The organism is Paraburkholderia sp. MM5496-R1 (assembly GCF_050436205.1).
GTDB lineage: Bacteria > Pseudomonadota > Gammaproteobacteria > Burkholderiales > Burkholderiaceae > Paraburkholderia > Paraburkholderia tuberum.
In genome coordinates this window covers 1632575-1657119 of the sequence record NZ_JBNDLT010000003.1, presented here as the reverse complement: position 1 = coordinate 1657119, position 24545 = coordinate 1632575, and the positions used below count along the sequence as shown (strand labels likewise).

Annotated in this window: 25 protein-coding genes and 1 pseudogene; 15 read left to right on the top strand and 11 right to left on the bottom strand. The window is 67.7% G+C overall.

The window, feature by feature from the left end:
* Positions 1 to 5: 5 nt before the first annotated feature.
* From rpe to OKW38_RS33835, 7 genes and pseudogenes are all read right to left on the bottom strand, one after another.
* Positions 6 to 713, bottom strand: a complete 708-nt coding sequence (gene rpe, locus OKW38_RS33865) for a ribulose-phosphate 3-epimerase (RefSeq protein ID WP_429365062.1) — start codon at positions 711 to 713, stop codon at positions 6 to 8.
* A gap of 21 nt (positions 714 to 734) precedes the next feature.
* Positions 735 to 1772: a class II fructose-bisphosphate aldolase gene (gene fba, locus OKW38_RS33860; protein ID WP_429352393.1), complete on the bottom strand. Its 1038-nt coding sequence runs from the start codon at positions 1770 to 1772 to the stop codon at positions 735 to 737.
* Positions 1773 to 1968: 196 nt separating this feature from the next.
* The gene (locus OKW38_RS33855) at positions 1969 to 2841 is read right to left on the bottom strand and encodes a phosphoribulokinase (RefSeq protein ID WP_090809070.1); all 873 of its coding nucleotides are present in this window, start codon (positions 2839 to 2841) and stop codon (positions 1969 to 1971) included.
* Positions 2842 to 2896: 55 nt separating this feature from the next.
* The gene (locus tag OKW38_RS33850) at positions 2897 to 4000 is read right to left on the bottom strand and encodes a class 1 fructose-bisphosphatase (RefSeq protein ID WP_429365061.1); all 1104 of its coding nucleotides are present in this window, start codon (positions 3998 to 4000) and stop codon (positions 2897 to 2899) included.
* 27 nt (positions 4001 to 4027) lie between these two features.
* Positions 4028 to 5020 (bottom strand): CbbX protein, encoded by a 993-nt coding sequence (gene cbbX / locus OKW38_RS33845; protein ID WP_429334334.1) that lies wholly within the window; start codon positions 5018 to 5020, stop codon positions 4028 to 4030.
* Between the two features lie 51 nt (positions 5021 to 5071).
* A complete protein-coding gene (locus OKW38_RS33840; protein ID WP_429334335.1) occupies positions 5072 to 5500 on the bottom strand; it encodes a ribulose bisphosphate carboxylase small subunit in 429 nt (142 codons plus the stop codon).
* A gap of 117 nt (positions 5501 to 5617) precedes the next feature.
* Positions 5618 to 7031 (bottom strand): annotated as a pseudogene (locus OKW38_RS33835) (form I ribulose bisphosphate carboxylase large subunit).
* Between the two features lie 322 nt (positions 7032 to 7353).
* Between OKW38_RS33835 and pqqA the strand changes: the two are divergent.
* The 3 genes from pqqA (at position 7354) to OKW38_RS33820 (ending at position 9153) form a co-directional block, all read left to right on the top strand.
* Positions 7354 to 7677, top strand: coding sequence for a pyrroloquinoline quinone precursor peptide PqqA (gene pqqA / locus OKW38_RS33830; protein ID WP_311734754.1), 324 nt, complete (start codon positions 7354 to 7356; stop codon positions 7675 to 7677).
* 105 nt (positions 7678 to 7782) lie between these two features.
* The gene (locus OKW38_RS33825) at positions 7783 to 8382 is read left to right on the top strand and encodes a DUF447 domain-containing protein (RefSeq protein ID WP_429365060.1); all 600 of its coding nucleotides are present in this window, start codon (positions 7783 to 7785) and stop codon (positions 8380 to 8382) included.
* A gap of 27 nt (positions 8383 to 8409) precedes the next feature.
* Positions 8410 to 9153, top strand: coding sequence for a (5-formylfuran-3-yl)methyl phosphate synthase (locus OKW38_RS33820; RefSeq protein ID WP_429365059.1), 744 nt, complete (start codon positions 8410 to 8412; stop codon positions 9151 to 9153).
* Positions 9154 to 9160: 7 nt separating this feature from the next.
* Here the strand turns inward: OKW38_RS33820 and OKW38_RS33815 are convergent, their stop codons facing one another.
* The 3 genes from OKW38_RS33815 to OKW38_RS33805 form a co-directional block, all read right to left on the bottom strand.
* On the bottom strand, positions 9161 to 9751 hold the full coding sequence (locus OKW38_RS33815) for an aspartate/glutamate/uridylate kinase (protein ID WP_018424588.1): 591 nt from the start codon (positions 9749 to 9751) through the stop codon (positions 9161 to 9163).
* Between the two features lie 63 nt (positions 9752 to 9814).
* A complete protein-coding gene (locus OKW38_RS33810) occupies positions 9815 to 10954 on the bottom strand; it encodes a hydantoinase/oxoprolinase family protein (protein ID WP_429365058.1) in 1140 nt (379 codons plus the stop codon).
* On the bottom strand, positions 10951 to 11994 hold the full coding sequence (locus OKW38_RS33805; protein ID WP_429365057.1) for an ATP-grasp domain-containing protein: 1044 nt from the start codon (positions 11992 to 11994) through the stop codon (positions 10951 to 10953). Before OKW38_RS33805 ends, OKW38_RS33810 begins: the two co-directional genes overlap by 4 nt.
* Positions 11995 to 12008: 14 nt before the next feature.
* Between OKW38_RS33805 and OKW38_RS33800 the strand changes: the two genes are divergently transcribed.
* From OKW38_RS33800 to OKW38_RS33745, 12 genes are all read left to right on the top strand, one after another.
* The gene (locus tag OKW38_RS33800; RefSeq protein ID WP_429365056.1) at positions 12009 to 12758 is read left to right on the top strand and encodes a HisA/HisF-related TIM barrel protein; all 750 of its coding nucleotides are present in this window, start codon (positions 12009 to 12011) and stop codon (positions 12756 to 12758) included.
* A gap of 218 nt (positions 12759 to 12976) precedes the next feature.
* Positions 12977 to 14368: a formylmethanofuran dehydrogenase gene (locus tag OKW38_RS33795; RefSeq protein ID WP_429365055.1), complete on the top strand. Its 1392-nt coding sequence runs from the start codon at positions 12977 to 12979 to the stop codon at positions 14366 to 14368.
* Positions 14365 to 16074, top strand: coding sequence for a formylmethanofuran dehydrogenase subunit A (locus tag OKW38_RS33790; protein WP_429365054.1), 1710 nt, complete (start codon positions 14365 to 14367; stop codon positions 16072 to 16074). Before OKW38_RS33795 ends, OKW38_RS33790 begins: the two co-directional genes overlap by 4 nt.
* Before the next feature lie 10 nt (positions 16075 to 16084).
* Positions 16085 to 17056: a formylmethanofuran--tetrahydromethanopterin N-formyltransferase gene (gene fhcD / locus OKW38_RS33785; protein WP_429365053.1), complete on the top strand. Its 972-nt coding sequence runs from the start codon at positions 16085 to 16087 to the stop codon at positions 17054 to 17056.
* On the top strand, positions 17053 to 17889 hold the full coding sequence (locus OKW38_RS33780; protein ID WP_429365052.1) for a formylmethanofuran dehydrogenase subunit C: 837 nt from the start codon (positions 17053 to 17055) through the stop codon (positions 17887 to 17889). Before fhcD ends, OKW38_RS33780 begins: the two co-directional genes overlap by 4 nt.
* Positions 17890 to 17968: 79 nt before the next feature.
* Positions 17969 to 18553 carry a cytochrome b gene (locus tag OKW38_RS33775; RefSeq protein WP_425199373.1) on the top strand — a complete coding sequence of 195 codons (585 nt, stop codon included), beginning with the start codon at positions 17969 to 17971 and terminating at the stop codon, positions 18551 to 18553.
* On the top strand, positions 18550 to 19584 hold the full coding sequence (locus OKW38_RS33770; RefSeq protein WP_090809039.1) for an alpha/beta fold hydrolase: 1035 nt from the start codon (positions 18550 to 18552) through the stop codon (positions 19582 to 19584). The genes OKW38_RS33775 and OKW38_RS33770 overlap by 4 nt, the downstream gene beginning before the upstream one ends.
* Positions 19581 to 20495: a pyrroloquinoline quinone biosynthesis protein PqqB gene (gene pqqB / locus OKW38_RS33765; RefSeq protein WP_090809037.1), complete on the top strand. Its 915-nt coding sequence runs from the start codon at positions 19581 to 19583 to the stop codon at positions 20493 to 20495. Before OKW38_RS33770 ends, pqqB begins: the two co-directional genes overlap by 4 nt.
* Positions 20496 to 20567: 72 nt before the next feature.
* Complete coding sequence (gene pqqC / locus OKW38_RS33760) at positions 20568 to 21326, top strand: pyrroloquinoline-quinone synthase PqqC (protein ID WP_429365051.1); 759 nt, start codon at positions 20568 to 20570, stop codon at positions 21324 to 21326.
* A complete protein-coding gene (gene pqqD, locus OKW38_RS33755; protein WP_429365050.1) occupies positions 21323 to 21601 on the top strand; it encodes a pyrroloquinoline quinone biosynthesis peptide chaperone PqqD in 279 nt (92 codons plus the stop codon). The genes pqqC and pqqD overlap by 4 nt, the downstream gene beginning before the upstream one ends.
* A 4-nt stretch (positions 21602 to 21605) precedes the next feature.
* Positions 21606 to 22856, top strand: coding sequence for a pyrroloquinoline quinone biosynthesis protein PqqE (gene pqqE / locus OKW38_RS33750; protein WP_429365049.1), 1251 nt, complete (start codon positions 21606 to 21608; stop codon positions 22854 to 22856).
* A complete protein-coding gene (locus OKW38_RS33745; RefSeq protein ID WP_090809031.1) occupies positions 22853 to 23515 on the top strand; it encodes a response regulator in 663 nt (220 codons plus the stop codon). Before pqqE ends, OKW38_RS33745 begins: the two co-directional genes overlap by 4 nt.
* Here the strand turns inward: OKW38_RS33745 and OKW38_RS33740 are convergent.
* Positions 23485 to 24483 (bottom strand): histidine kinase, encoded by a 999-nt coding sequence (locus tag OKW38_RS33740; protein WP_429334349.1) that lies wholly within the window; start codon positions 24481 to 24483, stop codon positions 23485 to 23487. The genes OKW38_RS33745 and OKW38_RS33740 overlap by 31 nt on opposite strands.
* Positions 24484 to 24545: the final 62 nt, after the last annotated feature.

Below are 24545 nucleotides of genomic sequence, written 5' to 3'. Positions count from 1 at the left end.
CGCCATCACTGCATGGCGGCCACCCCCGCGGGTTCGTCGACAGTAGCCAGTTCGCCGCGCATGCCGCGGACCGCCTGCGCGCGATCGCCCGCACCGAACACGGCCGAGCCGGCAACGAACACGTCCGCGCCCGCCGTGGCGACACGCGCGATGTTCGACGCCTTCACGCCGCCGTCCACTTCGATCAGCAAGAGCCGCCCGGTGCGCTGCATCGTCGTGTCGACGCGCTCGCGCAGCAGCCGCAGCTTGTCGAGCGTTTCGGCGATGAATGCCTGGCCGCCGAAGCCCGGATTCACCGACATCACCAGCACGACGTCGAGCATCTCCAGCACGTGATCGAGCGCCGCGAGCGGCGTGGCCGGATTCAGCGCCAGCCCCGCGCGCGCACCGTGCGAGCGGATCAGGTCGATGGTCCGATGCACGTGCAGCGTCGCCTCCGGATGAAAACTGATCAGGTTCGCGCCGGCCTCGGCAAACGCCGGCACCAGCGGATCGACGGGCGTGGTCATCAGATGCACGTCGAACGGCAGCGTCGTGTACGGCCGGATCGCCGAGCACACGAGTGGGCCGACCGTCAGGTTCGGCACGTAGTGGTTGTCCATCACGTCCAGATGAATCCAGTCCGCGCCGGCCGCCGTCACGTCGCGAATCTCGTCGGCGAGCCGGGCAAAATCCGCCGACAGCAGCGACGGAGCAATCAGGAATTCGCGCATTGCGTTCTCCGTCCAGTGGCGTTAGTGGTAGCGGCTCGCCATCGTGTCGAGCGGCAGCGGCTTGATGCGCGCCGCCTGACCCGCGCAACCGAACGCCTCGAATCGCTCGACGCAGATCGCGCTCGCCGCGGCGGTGGCGGCCTTCAATGCCGCGCGCGGATCGAACTCCGCGCGCGCATTGGCGAGCGACTTGCGCATCGCGCCGCTCATCGCGAGACGGATGTCGGTGTCGATGTTGACCTTGCGCACGCCGTTCGCGATACCGCGGCGGATTTCGTCGACGGGCACGCCGTAGGTGGTCGGAATCTCGCCGCCATATTCGCGGATCACCGCGAGCCATTCCTGCGGCACCGACGACGAACCGTGCATCACCAGATGCGTGTTCGGAATGCGCGCATGGATATCGGCGATCCGGTCGATCGCGAGGATGTCGCCGGTCGGCTCGCGGCTGAACTTGTACGCGCCGTGCGACGTGCCGATCGCGATCGCGAGCGCATCGACGCCGGTCGCGTCGACAAAGCGCCGCGCTTCGTCCGGATCGGTCAGCAGGTGCTCGCGTGTGAGCTTGCCTTGTGCGCCGACGCCGTCTTCTTCGCCTGCCGTGCCGGTTTCGAGCGAACCGAGACAGCCGAGTTCGCCTTCCACCGACACGCCGACCGCATGCGCGGCGTCCACCACGCGCCGGCTCACCTCGACGTTGTAGTCGTACGCGGCGGGGGTTTTCTGATCGGGCAGCAGCGAGCCGTCCATCATCACCGACGTGAAGCCCGAGCGGATCGCCTGCTGACACACCGCGGGGCTCGCGCCGTGATCCTGATGCAGCACGAGCGGAATGTCCGGGTGCGCTTCGAGCGCGGCGAGCACCAGATGGCGCAGATACGGCTCGCCGGCGTACTTGCGCGCGCCGGCCGACGCCTGCAGGATCACCGGGCTAGCGGTGGCCTCGGCCGCGCGCATGATCGCGTGAATCTGCTCCATGTTGTTGACGTTGAACGCGGGCACGCCGTAGTCATGTTCGGCCGCGTGATCCAGCAGTTGCCGCAGGGTGATGAAGGCCATTGCGTGCTCCTCGAAATGAAATGAAATCTTGGCGAGCGGCGGGCTCAACGCGCGCGGTCCGCGCCGCGCTTCGTCGAGCGCGAGCATGCGCAGCGCGTCGGCCATCGAGCGCGTGGCGGGTGCGTCAAGCGGTTGCGCGACTGCACTCATCGAATCTCTCCTTGCGAAATGAACCTCGGTATCCGTCCGGTACCGCTCAGGCGCGCGAGCGTCGGTCGATCAGTTGCAGGATCATCGGCGTGAAGATCAGCTGCATCGCGAGTCCCATCTTGCCGCCCGGCACGACGATCACGTTCGGGCGCGACATGAACGAGTCGTGCAGCATCGTCAGCAGATACTGGAAGTCGATACCCTTCGGCCGCGCGAAGCGGATCACGACGAAGCTCTCGTCCGGTTGCGGAATCTCGCGGGCGGTAAACGGATTCGACGTGTCCACGGTCGGCACGCGCTGGAAGTTCACATGCGTGCGCGAGAACTGCGGGCAGATGTAGTTCACGTAGTCGGGCATGCGCCGCAGGATCGTGTCGACCACCGCTTCGTGCGTGTAGCCGCGCATCGTCTGATCGCGGTGCAGCTTCTGGATCCATTCGAGGTTGATGATCGGCACGACGCCGATCAGCAGATCCGCATGCCGCGCGATATCGACCTTCTCGGTCACCGCCGCGCCATGCAGCCCTTCGTAGAACATCAGGTCGGTATTGGGCGCGACCTCCTCCCACGGCGTGAAGGTGCCGCCGTCCTGCTTGTACAGTTGCGCTTCGCCCGCGTCGTGCACGTAGTGGCGAAACTGCCCGCTGCCGTTTTCGCCGTAGCGCGTGAACAGCGTTTCGAGTTCTTCGAGCAGATTCGCTTCCGGCCCGAAGTGGCTGAAATTCGGCACACCGTCGCGTTCGCGCTCCTGCATCGCCGCGCGCATGCCGTTGCGGTCGTAGCGATGGAACGCGTCGCCTTCGACGATCTGCGCATTGATGTGCTCGCGTCTGAAGATATGCGTGAAACTCTTCATGACGGTGGTGGTGCCGGCGCCGCTCGAGCCGGTCACCGCGATGATCGGATGTTTGACTGACATGCGTTTGTCTCCGGATGACTGTGTTCTGTACGCTGAGCGCGCCGTCGGTCGCCGATCACGCCGTGAAATCCGGCAGGAACAACGAGCGCGTGCCGAACAGCGGCGACGTGAACGGCTTGTCCTCGCCGCGGTCGTATTCGCCGTGATAGCGCGCAATGCGCTCGACCTCGTTCTTCGAGCCGAGAATCACCGGCACGCGGCCATGCAGCGCACGCGGCGCGACGTCGAGAATGCGTTCCCGGCCGGTGATCGAGAGACCGCCCGCCTGCTCGACCAGGAAGCTCATCGGGTTCGCTTCGTAGAGCAGGCGCAGGCGTCCTTCCATCGCCGGCGTTTTCGAGTCGCGCGGATACATGAACACGCCGCCGCGCATCAGGATGCGATGCACTTCCGCGACCATCGACGCGATCCAGCGCATGTTGAAGTCGCGCGCGCGGCAACCGCTGCGGCCGTCCTTGCACTCCTGCACGTAGCGGCGCACGGGCGGCTCCCAGAAGCGCTCGTTCGATGCGTTGATCGCGAACTCGCCGGTTTCCTCCGGAATCCGGATGTTCGAATGCGTGAGCACGAAGTTGCCGATCTCGCGCTCCAGTGTGAAGCCATGCGTGCCATTGCCGACCGACAGCACCAGCATCGTCGACGGTCCATACACGGCATAGCCGGCCGCGACCTGTTCGCAGCCCGGCCGCAGGAACGCGGCTTCGCTGGTTGCATCCTCTGCCGGGTCGCGCGTGCGCAGCACCGAGAAGATCGAGCCGACCACGCCGTTGATGTCGATATTCGACGAGCCGTCGAGCGGATCGAACGCGAGCAGATACTCGCCGCGCGGATAGTCCGGCGGAATCGCGTAGACGTGCTCCATTTCCTCGGACACCATCGCGGCCAGCAAGCCGTCCCACTCGCATTGCTGCACGAAGATCTCGTTGGTCGAGACGTCGAGCTTCTTCTGTTGCTCGCCGTGCGTGTTGAGCGTTTGCGCGGAACCGTAGTTGCCGCCTAGCGCGCCCTTGGTCAGCATCGCCGAGATCGACTTGATGGCCGCCGCTACGTCGATCAGCAGCGCGGAGAGTCCTGCAGTGTCGCGCGTGTCGTCCGTACACGGCGGGCGATCGAGCGTGTCGATCAGGAACTTCGAAAGTGTCGTGCGTCCGTCCTGCATGGCGTTCTCCGTCGATGGTGTCGTGATTCAGCCCGGCGGCGCCGTGACGGCGCGCGCGGTGGAAGGCGAATGCGAGGACTGCGGCGGCGCGTCGAACACGCGGCTCGCGCGCACGTCGGCGGCATCGATCAGCGTCAGCGTGGCGGCGTCGATCGGCTCGCCGCCTTGCAAGGCGCTCGCGAACAGGCGATTCGCCTGGCGCAGCCGCGCGCGGTCGAGCGCGTTGCGCACCGAGCGCGCGTTGGCGAAATTCGGTTGACGGATGCGGCGCGCCAGATAGTCGGCGAACGCGCGGCGCGACGTGGCATCGAAGCGGTAATGCATGGTGCCGAGCATCCGTTCGGCGATTTCGAGCAACTCCGTTTCCTCGTAATCGGGAAACGTAATGTGATGCGCGATGCGCGAGCGGAAACCCGGATTGCTCTCGAAGAACACTTCCATTCGCGACGCGTAGCCGGCCAGAATCACGACCAGGTCGCTACGCTGGTTCTCCATCGTCTGCAACAGAATTTCGATCGCTTCCTGCCCGTAGTCGCGCTCGTTCTCCGGGCGATACAGGTAATACGCTTCGTCGATGAACAGCACGCCGCCCATCGCGCGCTTGAGCACATCGCGCGTTTTCGGCGCAGTGTGGCCGATGTACTGGCCGACCAGATCGTCGCGTGTGACCGACACCAGATGATTGCGGCGAATGTAGCCAAGCCGGTGCAACACTTCCGCCATGCGCAGCGCAACCGTCGTCTTGCCGGTGCCGGGGTTGCCGGAGAAGCACATATGCAAGGTCGGCGCGCCGCCCGCGAGACCCAGCGAAGCCCGCGCGCGCTCGACCAGCAGATGCGCGGCGACTTCGCGAATGCGCGTTTTCACGGGCGCGAGCCCGACCAGATCGCGATCGAGTTCGCCGAGCACGTCGCCGATGCCCGAGTCGCGGTACAGTGCCGCGAGGTCGATGTGGGGCGCGGCGGCGTCGCTGAGCGCGGTGGACGCGGGCAGTGCGTCCACGATGGCGGCGTCTGTCATGGTTCCTCCTCGCTGCGGGTCGTCGTGTGCGTTGTTGCGCGATCAGCGGCGTCAGGCCGCCGCGCCGTAACGCTCGCCCGCTGGCCGGTCGCCCGCGTAGCCCGTCATGCTGTAGCGCTGCGTGCGCCCCTGCGCGTCCTGCCGCAATAGCCGGAAGCCCGGCTCCCCGTCCGGCCGGTTGACGATGAACGACAGGCGCATCGTCTCGAAGGTGCGCACCGAGTCGAACGCGTTGACCTTGATGTAGTGCTGCGGCCGCGCCTCGCGGCAAGCCCTGACCTCCTGCAACACGCCGGCCGCGTCGTGCAGGTCGAACATCGGCAGACCCCACATTTCCCAATACGTGTTGCGCGGATGCGGGTCGTCGGTGAATTCGACCGAACAGGCCCAGCCCTGGCGCAGCGCGTAGTCGATCTGCAGGCCGATTTCCTCGTCGGTCAGCTCGGGCAGGAAAGAAAACGTTCCTTGAGTAATACGCATGACGAACCTCGTGGATGGATGTCGCGTTCGGAACGGCGTCAACGGTGCCCCGCGCGGTGCCGTTGCACCGCGTTGCGGATGCGCTCGTGAGGCGCTCGCGGGAAAAGCTCGGCGTGGCTAGGCCGCCGTCGGCGTGGCGGCGAAATCGGGCGTATCGGTCGATGCGTAGTTGAAGCTCACGTCGCGCCAGGTATCGAGCGCCTGCTTGAGCGGCGTGCACCAGCGCGCGGCGGCTTCGAGCACGTCGGGCCCTTCGCGCAGAATGTCGCGGCCCTCGTTGCGCGCCTTCACCATCGCTTCGAGTGCGACGCGGTTCGCGGTCGCGCCGGCCTGGATGCCGGCCGGATGGCCGATCGTGCCGCCGCCGAACTGCAGGATCGCGTCGTCGCCGAACAGGTCGAGCAGCTGATGCATCTGCCCCGCGTGAATCCCGCCCGAGGCGACCGGCATCACCTTGCGCAAGCCGGCCCACGGCTGGTCGAAGAAAATGCCGCGCGACAGATCGACCGCGTTGTGCGCGTCGCGGCACACGTTGTAGTAGCCCTGCACCGACAGCGGATCGCCTTCGAGCTTGCCGACCGCGGTGCCCGCATGCGCGTGATCGACGCCCGCCATGCGCAGCCCATTTGGCGATCACGCGAAACGAGATGCCGTGGTTGCGTTGCCGCGTGTAGGTGCCATGCCCCGCGCGATGCAGATGCAGGATCATGTCGTGCCTGCGGGCCCAGCGCGACATCGACTGGATCGCGGTCCAGCCGATCACGAGGTCGATCATCACGATGCACGAGCCGAGCTCCTTCGCGAATTCGGCGCGCTCGTACATGTCCTCCATCGTGCCGGCCGTCACGTTCAGGTAGTGCCCTTTGAGCTCGCCAGTCTCCGCCTGGGCGCGGTTCACCGCCTCCATCGCGAACAGGAAGCGGTCGCGCCAGTGCATGAACGCCTGCGAGTTGATGTTCTCGTCGTCCTTCAGAAAATCGAGGCCGCCGCGCAGGCCTTCGTAGACCACCCGTCCATAGTTTTTGCCCGACAGACCGAGCTTCGGCTTGACCGTGGCGCCGAGCAGCGGCCGGCCATACTTGTCGAGCCGTTCGCGCTCGACGACGATGCCGGTCGGCGGCCCCTGAAACGTCTTCAGATACGCGACGGGAATGCGCATGTCTTCGAGCCGCAATGCCTTCAGCGGCTTGAAGCCGAACACGTTGCCGATGATCGACGCGGTCAGGTTCGCGACCGAGCCCTCTTCGAACAGATCGAGTTCGTAAGCGATATACGCGAAGTACTGCGGCTCGTCGGCGCGAGACACCGGCACCGGCTCGACGCGATACGCCTTCGCGCGATACATGTCGCAGGCGGTGAGCCGGTCGGTCCACACCACCGTCCACGTCGCGGTCGACGATTCGCCGGCCACCGCGGCGGCCGCTTCCTCGGGTTCGACACCGGGTTGCGGCGTGATGCGAAACAGCGCGATCACGTCGGTGTCTTTCGGTTCGTAGTCCGGTTGCCAGTACCCCATCTCGCGGTATTTCATCACGCCCGCCGCGTACCGCTCGCGCGGATTGTGCGGATCGCGCGCTTGAGGTTCGGGCTGGATCGGCGGTTGACTGAAATCGTTCATGACGTGTCCTCGAAGGTGGCAAGCGCACTGCCGGAAGAACGAAGCGCTTGAGTTGCACTGTAGGCACGGACACGCCCAAGGTGAATTCACGATTTTATTTGGCAGACTTAACGGATCGGTTATCGCTATCACATCGTGAGGTTCTTTTTCGAGCCGTGCGACGCGAATCGGAGCAAAATGTGTTGGTGAGCGAGGCGGGCGCGGCGTGACAGCGCAATCGAATTAGCGAATCGCGATGGCACACTTTGCTTCGTTTTCGCCACACCGCGCGGCTCTTTGCGTCTGGCAACCCGCGCGAGCGCCACGGCGTGGCGCAATTCGCCGGGTGCTGTATTGGCCGTCGAATGCACGCACGCCTGGCCGGCCGGAACGGGCATGGGCACGGAGCTTGCATGATGCCGGCTGCCGTCGACACCGGGCATCACGCCGGGCCGGCGGCGCAACGCTGTTCCACCCGCTGTTTCAACCGAAGGAGAAAGCACGTATGCAATGGACGACTCCGAGCTACACCGACGTACGCCTCGGTTTTGAAATCGTGATGTATGTCGCTACGCGTTAAGCCCGCAACCGGGCCGCACGCCGCGGCCCCTTTGCGGTTCCCGTTTGTGTTTGACCTCTGCTGACGGCCGGCCTTCCGGCGCTGTCGGGACACACGTTCCCAGCCATGATCCACGAAACGATCGTCACCACGGCAGCGTGCGATGGCCGTCCTCATATCGCGCCAATGGGCGCGCGCTACGAGGGTGAGCGCATCATCCTTGCGCCGTTCCGCCCGTCGGTCACGCTCGACAACGTGATCGCGACGCGCGCGGCCGTGCTGAACTTCACCACCGACGTGCGTATCTTCGCGGGCTGCGTCACGCACTGCGCGACCGATTGGCCGACCGTGGCCGCGAGCCGCGTGCCGAGCGTACGTCTGGCCGAGTCGCTGGCCCACGCCGAGCTCGAACTCGACGAGCTGCGCGACGACGCGGAGCGCCCGGTGCTGGTGATGAAATGCGTGCACCGTGAAAACCACGCGCCGTTCGCGGGCTTCAATCGCGCGCAGTCGGCGGTCGTGGAAGGCGCGATTCTGGTGAGCCGGCTCTTCATGCTGCCGGCCGACAAGGTCGATCGAGAAATGGCGTATCTGCAGATCGCGATCGACAAAACCGCCGGCGACAACGAGCGCACCGCATGGAGCTGGCTCGTCGCCGCGATCGCGCGATATCGCGCGAGCCTCGCAGACGCGGCGCATCAGGCCGCCGCTTCGGCCCATCACTGAAAACCCTTTCTTCCGCGGAGAACCCCGATGACCGCATTGCTCGCGAGCGTCCGCTCGGCTGACGAAGCATTCGACGCCGCCCGCGCCGGCGCCGAGCTGATCGACCTGAAAGAGCCGGACGACGGCGCGCTCGGCGGCCTGTCGATCGGCGCCATCACGACCATCGCGCAACAACTTCGCGCGCGCTACCCGGTCAAGCCGATCAGCGCGGCGATCGGCGACGTGCCGGCCGAAGCGTTCGACGAGATCGCCGCGCGCGTGATCGACGTCAGCGATGCCGGCGTCGACTATGTGAAGGTCGGCGTCGCGCGCGGACCGGCCGCGCGCCGCTGCCTCGAGCAGCTCGCGAATCTGCCGGCTAGCGTCGTGCCGGTGCTGCTATGCGACGGCGGCATGGACGACGAACTGGTCAGCCACACCGCGGCGCTCGGCTTCGCCGGCCTGATGTTCGATACCGCGAGCAAGGACGGCGGCACGCTGTTCGATCACGTCGATGTCGACTCGCTCGCGCGCTGGTTGCGGCTCGCGCGTCAGCGCGGCGCGATGGCGGGCATCGCCGGTGCGCTCGGCTGGGCGCAACTGCCGCAGATCCGCGCGCTGGCGCCCGACGTGGCCGGTTTTCGCACCGCGCTGTGCGCCGACGGGCGCCGCTCGCGGCTCGACCCCGAGCGCGTCGCGCAATGGGCGAGCGCGTTGCATCGGCCGGCTGGCGAGATTCGCGTCGATGGCGCGGCGCCGTTGCCGGGCTCGACGAACGCGACGCGGCTGTAGCAGCCGATCACATCACCGGAATATTCAGCAAACGGTCGCGCATCAGCGCGACGTTGCTCTTGTCGAGCAATTCGACCACATAGTTCGCATCGTTCACGTAGTCGACGAACTTGCGGTCGATCACCCCCGACGCGGCCAGCGTTTCGAGCGGATCGTCGACGGCGATCGGACAGGATTTGACGACGACCAGCCGCTCCGCGTTGAGCATCGTCGATAGCCAGGCGGCGAGGCTGTCCGAGGTCGTGTCCCAGTTGCTCATCGCGTCGGGCGTGTCGCGCATCAGCGCGGTCGGCGCCCACACGGCCACATGACCGTCACGCAGGGTGCGGCGAATCTTCGCCTCGCTCGACGCGATCACCAGTTCGGGCGAAACGCCCTGCATCAGCAGCGCATATTGCGTCATCGCGAGCAGACACATGTTGTGCGCGGCCAGATCGTCGAAGTTCCACTCGCCCTGGTACTGGCGGACCTTGTCCGCGAAATCGCCGCCGCCGGGCACGATCACGACCCGTCCGCCGCCGACTTCGCATAGCTCACTGAGCCAGTGGCGCAGTGCCGGGTCGTGACTCAGGCTGCCTCCGATCTTGACCACCCACATGACTGTTGCCCTCGTGTCCAGTTGAGTGCCCGGCCGGGTCGCGTCGTTTCGCAACCTCGTTCATCACCGAACTTGTCCCGCTCGCCATATCGTGTCCCCTGCCCCTCTTTGCGCTACTCGTGCGCCGGCGCGCCGCGTCCCCGGATTGCGCGCCGCGAGCAGCGCGACCGCCACGCTCGGCGCGCAGGTCGCCGCCCATGCCGCGCAAGCATCGGGCACGCCCGCCAGCGCGCCGAAGTCGATATAGCCGCGCGCCTCGTCGCGCGCCAATGCGGCGACGAGGAAGCGGCCGCAGCCGGCGCCCACCAGCGGCGCGGCCGCGAGCGCCGGCTGCGCGGCGACCACCCGCATCAGGTTCGCGCCGATTTCGCGCATCTGCAGCGCGCGCCAGCGCCGCGCAAAGTGCAGCCATTCGACGTCCGACGCGTCGTGCGCGTCGTGCCCGATCATGCGCGCGAGCCGCGCGCGGCTCGCCGCCTGCGTCTTCGGCCCCTGGTCGGCGCTCGGCTGCACGTCGTGCAGCGGGTCCAGTTCGCCGGTCAGCCGGTAGACGTCGGCGGTCGTCGCAAACCATTCGTTCATCACGTTCAGCATGGCGCCGCCGAATTCGATCCGCTGCGCGACGCCGCACAACGGCGTGCGCACGACGCCGTGATACACGAGTTCGCCGGTCGCGAGCCGGCCCGCATCGGTCGCGGCACGCGCGACGACGCGGCCGTCGACGATCGGAATGATGTCGGTGGTGGTGCTGCCGATGTCGATCAGCAGCGCGTTCGCCATGCAGGTAGCGACCCAGCTCGCGGTCGCGAGCCAGTTCGCCGACGCGACGTGACGCCAGCCGGCCGCGCAGTCGGCGGCGGCGAGCCAGCCGGCGGCGCCGGCGTAGAAACGCAGTGATGGACCGAGCCGCCGCGCGAGCGTGGCCACGATCGCGCGCACGCCTTCGCCGCGATCCGCGAACAGGTCGACCATCTCGCCGGTCATCGTCACCGCATGCTGCGCGGCGTCCGTGCGGGCCTGCGGCCAGCGCTCGAAGACGAGGTCGATCGCGCGGTGCAGATGGTCGAGCCCCTGCCAAAGCGGACACGGCCATTGCACGACGTCCAGCACGGCGTCGCTGCCGTCGACGAGCGACACCTTGACGTGCGCGCCGCCGACGTCCCAGCCGAACCGCGCCGCTGGGTTCGAACGGGCGGGGCTCAAGGGCGCACCTCGTACGTCGCCGAATTGGCGCGCGCCGCGCCGCAGCGCTCGATGCGCACGCCATGCGCGGCCAGCAGCGCGCGCGTCAGGCCGCTGCCGCGCGCCGCCGACAGCCCCGCATAAGCGACCGTCAAACGCGGATTCACTTCGATCACGACCGGCCCGAGTTGCGGATGCCACACGACATCGATGCCGACGAAGCCGCGCAAACCAGGGATGGCCCGCGCGACGCGATGCGCGAGCGTGTCGAGCGCGCGGCCCATGTCGCTGTGCTGGTCGATCTGATCGACCAGCACGCCGTCGAACTCGACGATCCGCGCAACATCACCCGACGCGTCGCCGCCGCTCAGCCCGATCTGCTGACGGTTGATGCTGAGGAGCTTGGTAGCGTCGCCGCGGCAGATCAGCGACAGGCTCCACGGCTCGCCATCGACCCACGCCTGCAGCACCGGATTGCGCGCCGCCGCCGCGCGCGCCTCGTATTCGGCGCAGGCATCGGCGAAACGCTCGTACACGATGGTGTCGAGGCCGCCCGCGCCGTCGTCCGGTTTGACCACCCAGCGGCCGTCGTGCTGCGCGGCTGAGTCGCCGGGTTCGAGCGCCGGCGTCGTCGCAATGCCATGCGCGGCAAGACACGCTGCGGTCGCGCTCTTGCTCGACGCGACGCGGATCGCTTCCTTCGCGCAGCCGAGCCAGCGCGCGGTGCCGACCGCATCGTGAAAGCGCAGCAGCAGCCCGTCGCATTCCGGCGCGACGACCCACGCGTAATCGTGCTCACGCGCCGCGCGCGCGACGAACGCCGTCATCGATTCGCCGGGCCCGGCCATACAATGGGCCTCGCCCGCCCCTGGCGTTTCGAAGCGCGAGGTCGCGAACGTGACCTGCACGCCGTCGAGTTCACGCAGAGCGTCGACCAGCGCGTCGCGCATCACGCGTCCTTCGACGATCAGCGCGCTCAAATCGGCGAGACTGCCCGGGCCGGCGAGCTGGGGGTCGATGCCGCCGCCGGTGAGATACTCGTAGACAAAGATTCTGGTCAAAGGAAAGCGCCCCTATGCAGGTGATACCTGTTCTCGATCTGCTCGACGGCCAGGTCGTACGCGCGGTGCGCGGCGAGCGGAGCGCCTATCGGCCGATCCAGTCCCGCCTCGTCGCGACGAGCGACCCACTTGCCACCGCCCGCGCGCTGCTCGAAGCCAGCGGCGCGCGCACGCTCTATATCGCCGATCTCGGCGCCATCCTGCAGCGCGGCGCGCATGCTTCGACGCTCGCCGCATTGCGGGCCGCGCTGCCCGGCATCGAACTGTGGCTCGACGCGGGTTTCGCGGACTACGCGTCGATGCGCGCGCTGTTCGAGCGCATCGACGACGCCATCGATCAACACGACAGCCCTGCTGCCGGTTCCCACCTCGCGACTCTCGTGCCTGTGTTCGGCTCGGAGACGCTGCGCGATATCCACGCACTGCACGCGGCTCAGCGCGCCGGCCTTGCGCCGATCCTGTCGCTCGATCAGCGGGCGGGCGAACTGCTCGCCGCGGCAGCGCTCGACCGCTCGTCGGCGTGGTGGCCGCCGCGCGTGATCGCGATGACGCTCGACCAGGTCGGCAGCTACGCCGGCCCCGATCTCGCGACGTTCGAGCGCGTGCGCGCGCAGGCCGCCGCGCACACCACGCTGATCGGCGCGGGCGGCATCCGCAATCGCGACGATCTGGCCTCCGCGGCCGGCACCGGCGCAAGCGCCTGGCTGGTGGCCTCCGCGCTGCACGATCGACAGATCGACTACGCGCATTCCGATTCCGCGTAGGCCTTCCATACAATTTCCATGCCACGCGTTCTGACAGCGCTGTCGGTAAACGCAACACAAGCCGGACTGTTCGCGTGTGACACTCTGCTTGACACTCTGCTCCAGAACGGCACACATTCTGTATGGCGCAGCGGGCCTTTGACGCGCGCGCCGACGCAGGATCAGGCACGCTTGCCGCAGGGTCGAAAGATCGGCATGGAGCTTGCTAAACCTGCCCCATGCATAGCCCCTCCATCGATCCATCGCCCCCCGGCCCGAGCGCAACGCGCGCCGCGGCGCTCACACGCGACTGGATCTGTCCGTTTTGCCCTTTGCTGTGCGACGACCTGGCCGCCGCTGCCCACGACGACGGCACGCTCGATGTGCCGGACACCGAATGTTCGCGGCTCGCTCACGCGCTCGCGCAGTACGGCGCAACGGACGCGCAATGCGCTTGCACCGTCGATGGCAACGAAGCGGACAAGGATGCCGCGCTGGCGAGCGCCGCGCAGTTGCTCGCGAACGCGCGCCGCCCGCTATTCGGCGGCCTCGCCACCGACGTCGCCGGCATCCGCGCGCTGTATCCGCTTGCCGCCGCCTGCGGCGCGATCCTCGATCATCTGCACGGCGATGCGCTGACGCCCGCGACGCTCGCTTTGCAAGACCGCGGCTCGTTCTTTACGACGCTCTCCGAAGTGCGCGCGCGCGCCGACCTGCTGGTGTTCTTCGGCTGTCAGCCGTCGCGGCGCTATCCGCGCTTTTTCACGCGCGCGCTGGCGGGCACCGAACTCGCGCGCGAGCTGGTCTTCGTCGGCTGCGAAGCGGACCCGGCCGCGGCCGGCTTCGCGCAAACGCGCATCGACACGCTGCTGCCGGACACCGATCCGTACGACACGCTCGCGCTGTGGTCAGCGCTCGCGGAAGGACGCGACGCCGCCGCGCTGAGCCATGGCGATGGCAGCGCAGCCAACGTGGCAACCGCGCTCGCGTCGTTGCACGCACGCATCGCCGGCGGGCGCTATACGGTGGTCGTCTACGAACCGGCCGCACTGCCCGCGCCGCACGCGGCGCTGCTGATCGAAGCGCTGAACCGGGTCGTGAAGGCCGTGAATCGCACGACGCGTGCGGCATGTCTCACGCTCGGCGGCGACGACGGCGCGTTGACGGTCAATCAGACCGTCACGTGGCTGTCCGGCTTGCCGCTGCGCACGCGCGTGTCGATGCCGGCGCACGCCGCGGGCACCGCGCCGCTCGATCACGATCCGTACCGCTATCGGACGGCTCGGCTGCTCGCCGAACGCGAAGTCGATGCGCTGCTGTGGATCGCGGGCTTCGCGCCGCACGCGTGGCCCGCGTCGCTCGATCCCGCGCTTGCCCTGATCGTGCTCGGTCATCCGGCGCTCGCCGATGCCGCCAGGGCACGCGGCGCGAACACCGTGTTCGTGCCGGTCGCGACACCGGGCGTCGATAGCGGCGGACATCTGTTTCGCATCGACGGCACGGTCGTGATGCCGCTCACCGCCGCGCGTGGTGCCGCGCTGGAGTCGGTGGCGTCGATTGCCGCGAAGTTGAGCGGGCGATTGAGCGGGCAATTGAGCGAACGCTCGAGTACGCGCGAGGATCAGCCATGACTCTCGTCCGGCTCAAGGGCGGCACGTTGTTCGACCCGATCCACAACGTCAACGGCGAGCGCCGCGACCTGACGTTCCGCGACGGCCGCATCGTCGACGTGCCCGCCACCATGCCCGTCGATCGTGAATACGACGCGACCGGCATGATCGTGATGGCGGGCGGCATCGACCTGCATTCGCATATCGGCGGCGGCAAGACCAATCTGTCGCGCCTGCTGCTGCCCGAGGACCATCGCGCCGATGCGCGGGGCGCCCATGCGCCGCGCGAGGCCGCCTACGAAGCCGCGCGCGACGACAACGGCCGCTACCTGCGCCTGCCGTCGTGCGGCGTCTGCACGCCGGGCACGCTCGCGACCGGCTACCGCTACGCCGAAATGGGCTACACGGCCGCGTTCGAGCCGGCGATGATGCCGTCCAACGCGCGCCACACGCACCTCGAAATGGGCGACACGCCGATCATCGATCACGGCGCGTACGTGATGCTCGGCAACGACGAGCTGTTCCTGCGGATGCTCGCCGCGCGCGACGACTTCGAACGTCTGCGCGATTACGTCGGCTGGACGATCGACGCGAGCAAGGCGCTCGGCGTCAAGGTGGTCAACCCCGGCGGCATCTCGGCGTTCAAGTTCAACCAGCGCTCGCTAGACGTCGACGAGCCGCACGCGCACTACGGCATCACGCCGCGCGACGTGCTGCGCACGCTGACGCGCGCGCTGACCGAGCTGCGCGTGCCGCATCCGCTGCACGTGCACACGAGCAATCTCGGCGTGCCCGGCAACCTCGCCTCGACCATCGCGACGATGGACGCCGCCGACGGCCTGCCGATCCATCTGACGCATATCCAGTTTCACAGCTATGGCACTGAGGGTTCGCGCAAGTTTTCGTCGGGCGCGCGGCAGATTGCGGAGGCCGTGAACGCGCGGCCGAACGTGTCGATCGACGTCGGCCAGATCATCTTCGGACAGACCGTCACGGCCTCCGGCGACACGATGATGCAGTTCCGCAACGCGCCGCTCGCGCGGCCGCACAAGTGGGTGGGGGGCGACATCGAGTGCGACGCGGGTTGCGGCGTGCTGCCGTTCCGTTATCGCGAACAGAGCTACGTGAACGCGCTGCAATGGATCATCGGCCTCGAAATCTTCCTGCTCGTCGACGACCCGTGGCGCGTCGCGATGACCACCGATCATCCGAACGGCGGGCCGTTCACGAGCTACCCGCATCTGATCCGCCTGCTGATGGACAAGCCGTTTCGCGATGAGCAACTGGCGAAGCTGCATCCCGAAGCGCAGGTCGCCAGCGCACTGCCGGAGCTCAAACGCGAATTCTCGCTGTACGAGATCGCGATCATCACGCGCGCCGGTCCCGCGCGGCTGCTCGGCCTGCGCGATCGCGGCCATCTCGGCGCGGGCGCGGCGGCGGACATCGCCGTCTATCGCGACGAGCCGGACCGCGAGCGGATGTTCACGTCGCCGGCCTATGTGTTCAAGGACGGCGAACTGGTCGCGCGCGACGGCACGCTGGTCGCGACGCCGACGGGCGGCATCCATTTCGTCGCGCCGCAATTCGATCGCGGCATCGAGACAACGCTGCGCGCGTATAGCGACGCGAACCTCGCGAGCAACTTCGCGCACGCCGCGATCAGCGACGACGAAGCCTGCCGCTGCTGCCGCGGCGGACGGCTATTGCCCGTCGAATGTCTAACCTGACGCGGCCACGATGAACGCTCCCGCCCCGCTCGACATCAACGGCACCGCGATCGACGCGACCTTCGCCGAAGCCTTTCCGATGAAGGCGACCCGGCTCGTGATCACCGCGCACACGCCGACGTGGGCAATGCACGCGGCGAACTCGCTGGCGGGCTTCGCCACCTCGGTGATCGGTTGCGGCTGCGAGGCGGGCGTCGAGCGTGCGCTCGCGCCCGCGGCCACGCCCGACGGCCGGCCCGGCGTCGCGGTGCTGTTGTTCGCGGTGTCGTCGAAGGAACTCGCGAAGCAGATCGGCCGGCGCGTCGGCCAGTGCGTGCTCACCTGTCCGAGCACGGCCGTCTACGGCGGCATCGATCCGGCCACGAGCCACGCGCCGCTGTCGGACCCGGCGCCGCTCGGCAGCGGGCTGCGCTTTTTCGGCGACGGCTGGCAGATCGCGAAGATGATCGACGCGGGGAACGGACCCACGCGTTACTGGCGCGTGCCGGTGATGGACGGCGAGTTCGTCTGCGAAGACGCGGCGGCGACGGTCAAGGCCGTCGGCGGCGGCAACCTGCTGCTGCTCGCGCGCGACCTGGGCGCCGCGCTCGCGGCGGCCGAAGCCGCGGTCGCCGCGATGCGCCGGCTGCCGAACGTGATCATGCCGTTTCCCGGCGGCATCGTGCGCTCGGGCTCGAAGATCGGCTCGAAGTACGCGGGCGCGACCGCGTCGACCAACGACGCGTTCTGCCCGAGCCTGATCGGCCTCGCGCGGCGCAGCGAGTTGAGCGCGGACGTTGGCTGCGTGCTGGAGATCGTCATCGACGGTCTGACCGACGCCGACGTCGGCGCGGCGATGACGGCGGGGATCGGCGCGGCCGCCGGACTCGGCCGGGCGGCCGGCGTGCTGCGCATTTCGGCGGGCAACTACGGCGGCAAGCTCGGGCCGTATCACTTTCATCTGCACGAACTGGCGGCGGGACTCAACGGGAGTCACGCATGAGCACGACCACGTTGCGCGTGAAGACACCACCCGGCTTTCGCGTCGATGCCGCAGCGCTGTCACCCGCGGCGCTGGCCAGCATGAGCGTGGCCGAGATCGAGCGCATCGTGCTGCCGGCCGGCAACGAGCGCTGCGTGGTCGGCGACGTCTTCGAGGTTTCGCGCGACGACGCGCCTGCGTCCGGCGACGACATGGCCACGCTGCTGATCGACGACGCCACGCGGTGGCTCGACAGGCTCGGCGCGCAGATGGATGGCGGACGGCTCGTCGCGCGCGGCTCGGTCGGCGACTACAGCGGCTTCAGAATGAGCGGCGGCTTGCTTGAAATCGACGGCGACGCGGGGCATTTCACCGGCTGCGAAATGCGCGGCGGACGCGTGACGGTGCGCGGCGACAGCGGCGACTTCGCCGCCGGCGCACTGACGGGCGATATGGAAGGCATGAGCGGCGGCACGCTGACGATCCACGGCAACGCCGGCGGGCGGCTCGCCGACCGGATGCGCCGCGGCCTCGTGCTGGTCGGCGGCAACGCGGGCGACTTCGCGGCGTCGCGACTGGTGGCGGGGACCGTCGGCGTGGCGGGGCAACTGGGCGCGCATTATGCCTATGCAATGAGGCGTGGCACGCTGCTGCTCGCGCAACGGCCAGAGCCACTGCCGCCCCCTACTTTCACCGGCGGCGGACACGGTTTCGACGTATTCTGGTCATTGCTCATACGCAGTCTCGCGGCCGAAATCGCGCCGTTTTCGCAGTGGCGCGCGGGCCGTCTGCCGGTCCGATTCACGGGCGACCTCGCGGTCGACGGCCGTGGCGAAATACTGATCGCCGGCTGAACCAGCTATGTCAGCCGCGACTGAAACGGTGTTCGGCAAAAAAGAAACGTCCCGCAACGATGTTGCATGGAGACAGGGCATGAGGACAGCGGATTCTGCAAACGCGAAGCCTGATATCGACGTCAACGCAAATGCCAGCGCCGGCGGCCCGCGCTATGCCGGGCTGCTGATCGCGCTGCACTGGCTGATCGCGCTCGGGATCGTCGGGCTGCTCGCACTCGGGCTTTATATGGTCGGATTGCCGAAGGGCTTGCCTGTCAAGGCGACGCTGATCAATCTGCACAAGTCGCTCGGACTGACGGTTTTCCTGCTGGTGCTTTTGCGCATCGTCGCGCGGCTGGTCCTTCACCGGCCTCCGCTGCCGCCGATGCCACCGTGGCAACGCGCCGCCGCGCGCACTACGCAGGGTCTTTTATATGTCGGCATGGTGGCGATGCCGCTTGCCGGGTATCTCGGCTCGTCGTTCAACACCTATGGCACGCGCTTCTGGGGCATCCTGCTGCCGAAGTGGGGCTGGGACGACGCGCATCTGCGCGCGCTGTTCTTCGGCCTTCACCACGCCATCGGCTTCGCGCTGATCGTGCTGATCGTGCTGCACGTGGCGGGCGCGTTCAAGCATCAGTGGATCGATCGCGACAACCTGCTCGCGAGGATGCTGCCATGACGATGCGAAGCTTATCGCGCCACACGCAGGCAGCCGCCGCGCTCGAAGTCCATACGCTGCGCACGCGCGATGGCCATCGCGTGTGGTATGCGCTGGCCGGCGCGCGCGACGGCGTGCCGGTCGCGGTGCTGCACGGCGGCCCAGGCAGCGGCAGTCAGCCCGGCGTGCTGAGGCTGTTCGATCTGCAGCGCTTTCGCGTCGTTCTGATCGACCAGCGCGGCACCGGTGCCTCGACGCCGCACGGCAGCGTGCGCCACAACCGCACCGACTATCTGATCGCCGATCTCGAAGCGATTCGCGCGCGGCTCGGCTTCGCGCGCTGGGGCGTGCTCGGCGGATCGTGGGGCGCGGCGCTCGCGCTCGCGTATGCGGGGCAGTGTCCGCGGTCGGTGACGGGCGTCGTGCTGCGCGGCCTGTTCCTGACGTCCGCGCGCGAAGTGCGCGGTTTGTTCATCGGCTCACGCAAGCGCGCGCCGCGTGCGTGGTCGAGACTGCGTGCCGCTGCTCGCTGCGAGCAGCCCGCGACACTGGCCGCGCGTTGCGGCGAGACCTTGCAATACGGCGCGAATGAAGCGCGGCAACGCGCGCTCGCGCTGGCCTGGCGCGGCTATGAAAACGCGGTGCTCGCGAGCGCATCGCCGCGAGGCGCCGCACAACGACGTGCGAACCTGCGAAACCCACGCGAACCCCAACGCCACGCGCGCAAGCTGATCGGCAAATACCGGATTCAGGCGCACTACCTCGCGCATCGCTGCTGGCTCGGCGAGACGCGTTTGCTGTCGCTCGCGCGCCGCGCAGCGGCGGCCGGGGTATCGATTGCGGCCGTGCATGGTGCGCGCGATCCGGTGTGTCCGCGCGGCAATCTGCGACGTCTGTCGCGCGCGGTTCCGTCGGCGCGCGTCGAGTCTGTCAGCGCGGCGGGTCATCTGGCGAGCCACCCCGCGTTGCATGCATGCGTCGCGCAGGCGCTCACCGCGATGTTCACGCCCACCGTCGAAGAGGGGCGCAGCAGCATGCGTCGCGCGGCATGAAGATCAAGGTACTCGGCTCGTCGGCCGGCGGCGGCTTTCCGCAGTGGAACTGCAATTGCCGCAATTGCGACGGAGTGCGTCGCGGCACGGTGAAGGCGACGCGCCGCACGCAGTCGTCGATCGCGGTCAGCGCGAATGGCGAGGACTGGCTGCTCGTCAATGCATCGCCCGATCTGCTCGCGCAGATCGCCGCGCATCCCGAACTTCAACCCGCGCGGCGCGCGCGCGACAGCGGCATCGCCGCGGTGCTCGTGATCGACGCGCAGATCGACCACGTGACCGGCCTCTTGATGCTGCGCGAACGCGACACCCCGCTGCCGCTATACGCGACCGATGCGGTCTGGCAAGACCTCCGCTCCGGCTTTCCGGTCGCGCCGATCCTGTCGCACTACTGCGGAGTCGAGCACCGCCGTATCGCGCTCGACGGCGCGCCGCTCGCCGTCGACGCGCTGCCCGGCATCCGCATCGAGGCGCTGCCGCTGTCGAGCAAGGCGCCGCCGTACTCGCCGCATCGCGATGCGCCGGAGCGCGGCGACAACATCGGTCTCGTGCTGACGAACCTGCAATCGGGCCGGCGCGTGTTCTACGCGCCGGGGCTCGGCGCGATCGAGCCGCACGTGCTGGCGGCGATGCGCGAGGCCGATCTGCTACTCGTCGACGGCACGCTGTGGACCGGCGACGAAATGATCCGCCTCGGCCTGTCGAAGAAGACCTCGGCGGATATGGGCCATCTGCCGCAGAGCGGCGCGGGCGGCATGATCGAAACACTCGATTCGCTCGGCGCGAAACGCAAAGTGCTGATCCATATCAACAACACGAATCCGATCCTGATCGAAGACGGCCCCGAGCGGCGCATGCTGGGCGAGCATGGCATCGAGGTCGCGTATGACGCAATGAGCTTCGAGCTTTGAGGCGCGCAGTGAAGAGTACGCAGCGATGCGGTAACGAGGCGCGGCTGTGAACGACGATAAAACGGAGACGGCATGAACGCGAAAGACATTCAGGACACGACACCAACACGCGACGTGAGTACCACGGGAACTCAAGTCATCGACCGACCCGCCTGGAGCCGTGAAGAATTCGAGGCGCAGTTGCGCGCGAAGGGCACCGCCTATCACATCCACCATCCGTTCAACGTGAAGATGAATAGCGGCGGCTGCTCGCGCGAGCAGATTCGCGGCTGGGTCGCGAACCGCTTCTACTACCAGATCAACATTCCGCTGAAGGATGCGGCCGTGCTGTCGAACTGTCCGGACCGCGAGACGCGCCGCCGCTGGGTGCTGCGCATTCTCGATCACGACGGCTACGATGGCGCGGAAGGCGGCATCGAAGCCTGGGCGCGTCTCGCGGATGCGGTCGGCCTCACACGCGACGAACTGTGGTCGCTCGAACACCTGACGCCGGGCGTGCGCTTCGCCGTCGACGCGTATGTGAATTTCGCGCGCCGCGCGCCGTGGCAGGAAGCGGTGTGCTCGTCGCTGACCGAAATGTTCGCGCCGCAGGTGCATCGCGACCGGCTCGCGAGCTGGCCCGAGCACTATCCGTGGATCGAAGCGGAGGGCCTCGCGTATTTCCGTTCGCGCATCTCACTCGCGCAGCGCGATGTGCAGCACGGACTCGAGGTCACGCTTGCCCATTTCACGCGACGCGATCAGCAGGAACGGGCGCTCGACATCCTGCAGTTCAAGCTCGACATTCTGTGGACCATGCTCGACGCGATCGAGAAGGCATTTCCGCAATGAACGACTCGAGACGCGCCGACCCCGCCACGCCGCTCGCGATCGCTAAGCCATTCCGCCTGCAATGGGAGCCCGCGCAGAACGCGCACGTGCTGCTGTACCCCGAGGGCATGGTGAAGCTCAATCAAAGCGCGGGAGAAATCCTCAAGCGCTGCGACGGCACACGCGACATCGATACGCTGATCGCCGAGCTCGAACAGGCGTTCAACACGACCGGCATCGGCAGCGAGGTGCGGGCCTTCATCGCCGACGCGCATGGGCGCGGCTGGCTGGAGTAGCGCGATGACCGATCTTTCTCAAGCTGGCTCTCAGCCCGGCGCGCAAGTGCAAAGCGACGCGGCCGCCGTCGTGCCGCCGCCGCTGTGGCTGCTCGCGGAGCTGACCTATCGCTGTCCGCTGCATTGCGCGTTCTGCTACAACCCGCTCGACTACACCGATCACAACCGCGAACTGACCACCGGGCAATGGCTCGACGTGCTGCGCGAGGCGCGCGCGCTCGGCGCGGTGCAGCTCGGCTTTTCGGGCGGCGAGCCGCTGGTGCGCGACGACGTCGAAGTACTCGTCGAAGAAGCGCACAGGCTCGGCTTCTACACGAACCTGATCACGTCGGGCGTCGGTCTCACCGATCAGCGCCTCGGCGATCTGAAGGCCGCCGGGCTCGATCACATCCAGCTGTCCTTCCAGGATTCGACGCAGCAGTTGAACGACTTCCTGAGCAGCACGCGCACCTTCGAACTGAAGCAGCGCGTCGCCGTCGCGCTCAAGCGGCACGGCTTTCCGATGGTGATGAACTGCGTGCTGCATCGCTACAACCTGCCGCATGTCGACAAGATCATCGAGATGGCATTGGCTCTAGGCGCCGAATATCTGGAGCTGGCGAACACGCAGTTCTACGGCTGGGCGCGCGAGAACCAGGCGCAACTGATGCCGACGCAACAGCAGCTCGAAGAAGCCGAAGCGGTGGTCGCGCGCTATCGCCGCACGCATGGCGAGCGCTGCAAGATCTTCTTCGTCGTGCCCGACTACTTCGAGCGCCGTCCGAAGCGCTGCATGAACGGCTGGGGCGCGGTGTTCCTCGGCGTCGCGCCCGACGGCGCCGCGCTGCCGTGTCACGCGGCGCGCGGCCTGCCCGGCCTGACGCTGCCGAACGTGAAGGACATGCCGTTGCGCGAGATCTGGTACGACAGCGACGCGTTCAACCGCTTTCGGGGTTTGCAATGGATGAAGGAGCCGTGCCGCAGCTGCGAGGAAAAGGACCTCGACCTCGGCGGCTGCCGCTGCCAGGCCTACCTGCTGACCGGCGACGCGGCCAACGCCGACCCGGTCTGCGACAAGTCGCCGTTTCACGACACCGTGGTCAAGATCGTGCGGCGTGCAGCATCGGGATCTGCATCCGCAACCGGGGCGACAGCAGCGGCCCGCGAACAGCCGATCCTGTTCCGCAACGACGCCAACTCACGCAAGTTCGCGGCCGCTGCCCGCGAGCCCGACGCCGGCGGCGATAACCGGGCATCACCCGGAGTCCAATCATGAGTGCCGACACCATCTCCGTTCTGCTCGTCGACGACCATGCGGTCGTGCGCGAAGGCTACCGGCGTCTGCTCGAAGTGAATGCCGACGTCGAGGTGTGCGGCGAAGCGGGCGACGCCGCGCAGGCCTACCAGCGTTTTTGCGCGCTGCGGCCCGACGTGGTCGTGATGGATGTGGCGCTGCCGGGCGCAAGCGGCATCGAAGCGATGCGGCGCATGCTCGCGCGCGAACCGGACGCGCGCGTGCTGATCTTCAGCGTGCACGAGGAATCGATCTTCGTGCGGCGCGCGCTCGACGCGGGCGCGCTCGGCTACGTGACCAAGGCGAGCGCGCCCGACGTGCTGGTCGAAGCGGTGCGCTCGATTGCGCGGCGTGCCCGCTACCTGAGCCCGGACATCTCGCAGGCGCTCGCGCTGCGCACCGCGTTCAACGAAGGGCCGCCGGGGCGTCAGTTGTCGGCGCGCGAGTTCGAGGTGCTGCGGCTGCTCGTGCAGGGCTATACGCTGCCGAGCATCGCCGAAAAGCTGGGCTTGAGTCAGAAAACGGTGGCCAACCACCAATCGGTGATCCGGCAGAAGTTCGGCGCCGACAACGGCGTACAGCTCGCGCAGATGGCAAGCCGCCTCGGGCTTCAGTTCACGGGCTCGGCCAGCCCCGCCTGAGCGGGCACGCGCGCGCAGAACAGAAAACCGCGCTGCGGCTCGCTCGCGACGTGAAATTCGCCGCCGAGCGCCTCGACGCGTTCGCGCATACCGATCAGCCCGAGCCCGCTGCGCGGCCTGGTCAGATCGGTGCCGGGGCCGTCGTCGGCCATCGTCACGACGATCTCGTCGATCTGCGCGCCGTTGTGTTTTCGCGGCGCGCGCACCATGAACAGTTCGACGCGCGAGCGGCGCGCGAACTTCGACACATTCGTCAGTCCTTCCTGCACGAGCCGGTACAGCGTGATCGTCAACGCATCGCTGAGGCCGCTGAAATCCCCTTCGATCGTCATCGAGAACGACGCCTCGGGCAAGCGCTCGCGCCAGCCGTCGACGCAATGTTCGAGCGCGCTCGGCAAGCCGAATTCGTCGAGACCGATCGGCCGCAGGCGGCGGATCATGCCGCCGATCTCGCGATACACATGCGTCGCGCTCTGCATCAGCCCGAGCGCGATGCGATGAATTTCCGGCTCGCGCTCGCCCGATAGATCGCGGATGCGCGCCGCGTCGAGCGAGATCGCGTTCAGGTATTGACCCAGCTCGTCGTGCAGCTCGCGCGCCAGATGGCGGCGCTCCAGTTCCTGCGCCTGCAGCGCCTGACTGGCAAGGCGCCGGTTGTCGGCGAGCAGTCGTTCGGCCTGTTCCTCGAGCATGCGGCGATGGCGCAGTTCGCGGCGCGCATCGCGATAGCGGCGCCACGCGAACCACGCGAGCGCGATCGACAGCACGAACAGCGCGCCCGGCAACTCGTCGAGCTGGAAGCGCTCCATGCCACGCGTGAACCGGTAGACCTTCTCGCTGAGATCGAAGGCGGCGCCGAGCACCGCCGCGAGCACGGTCACGGCGACGACCCAGCCGAGGTCGCGCCATATCGGCGACGATGGCGGCGCTCGGTCAGCGGAAGAGGAATGGATCGGTTCGCTTGACATGACGCTTGCATTCTACTCAGCGCCGGCACGCGCAGCGGGTTTTGCGCGAGTTTGGGAACGCT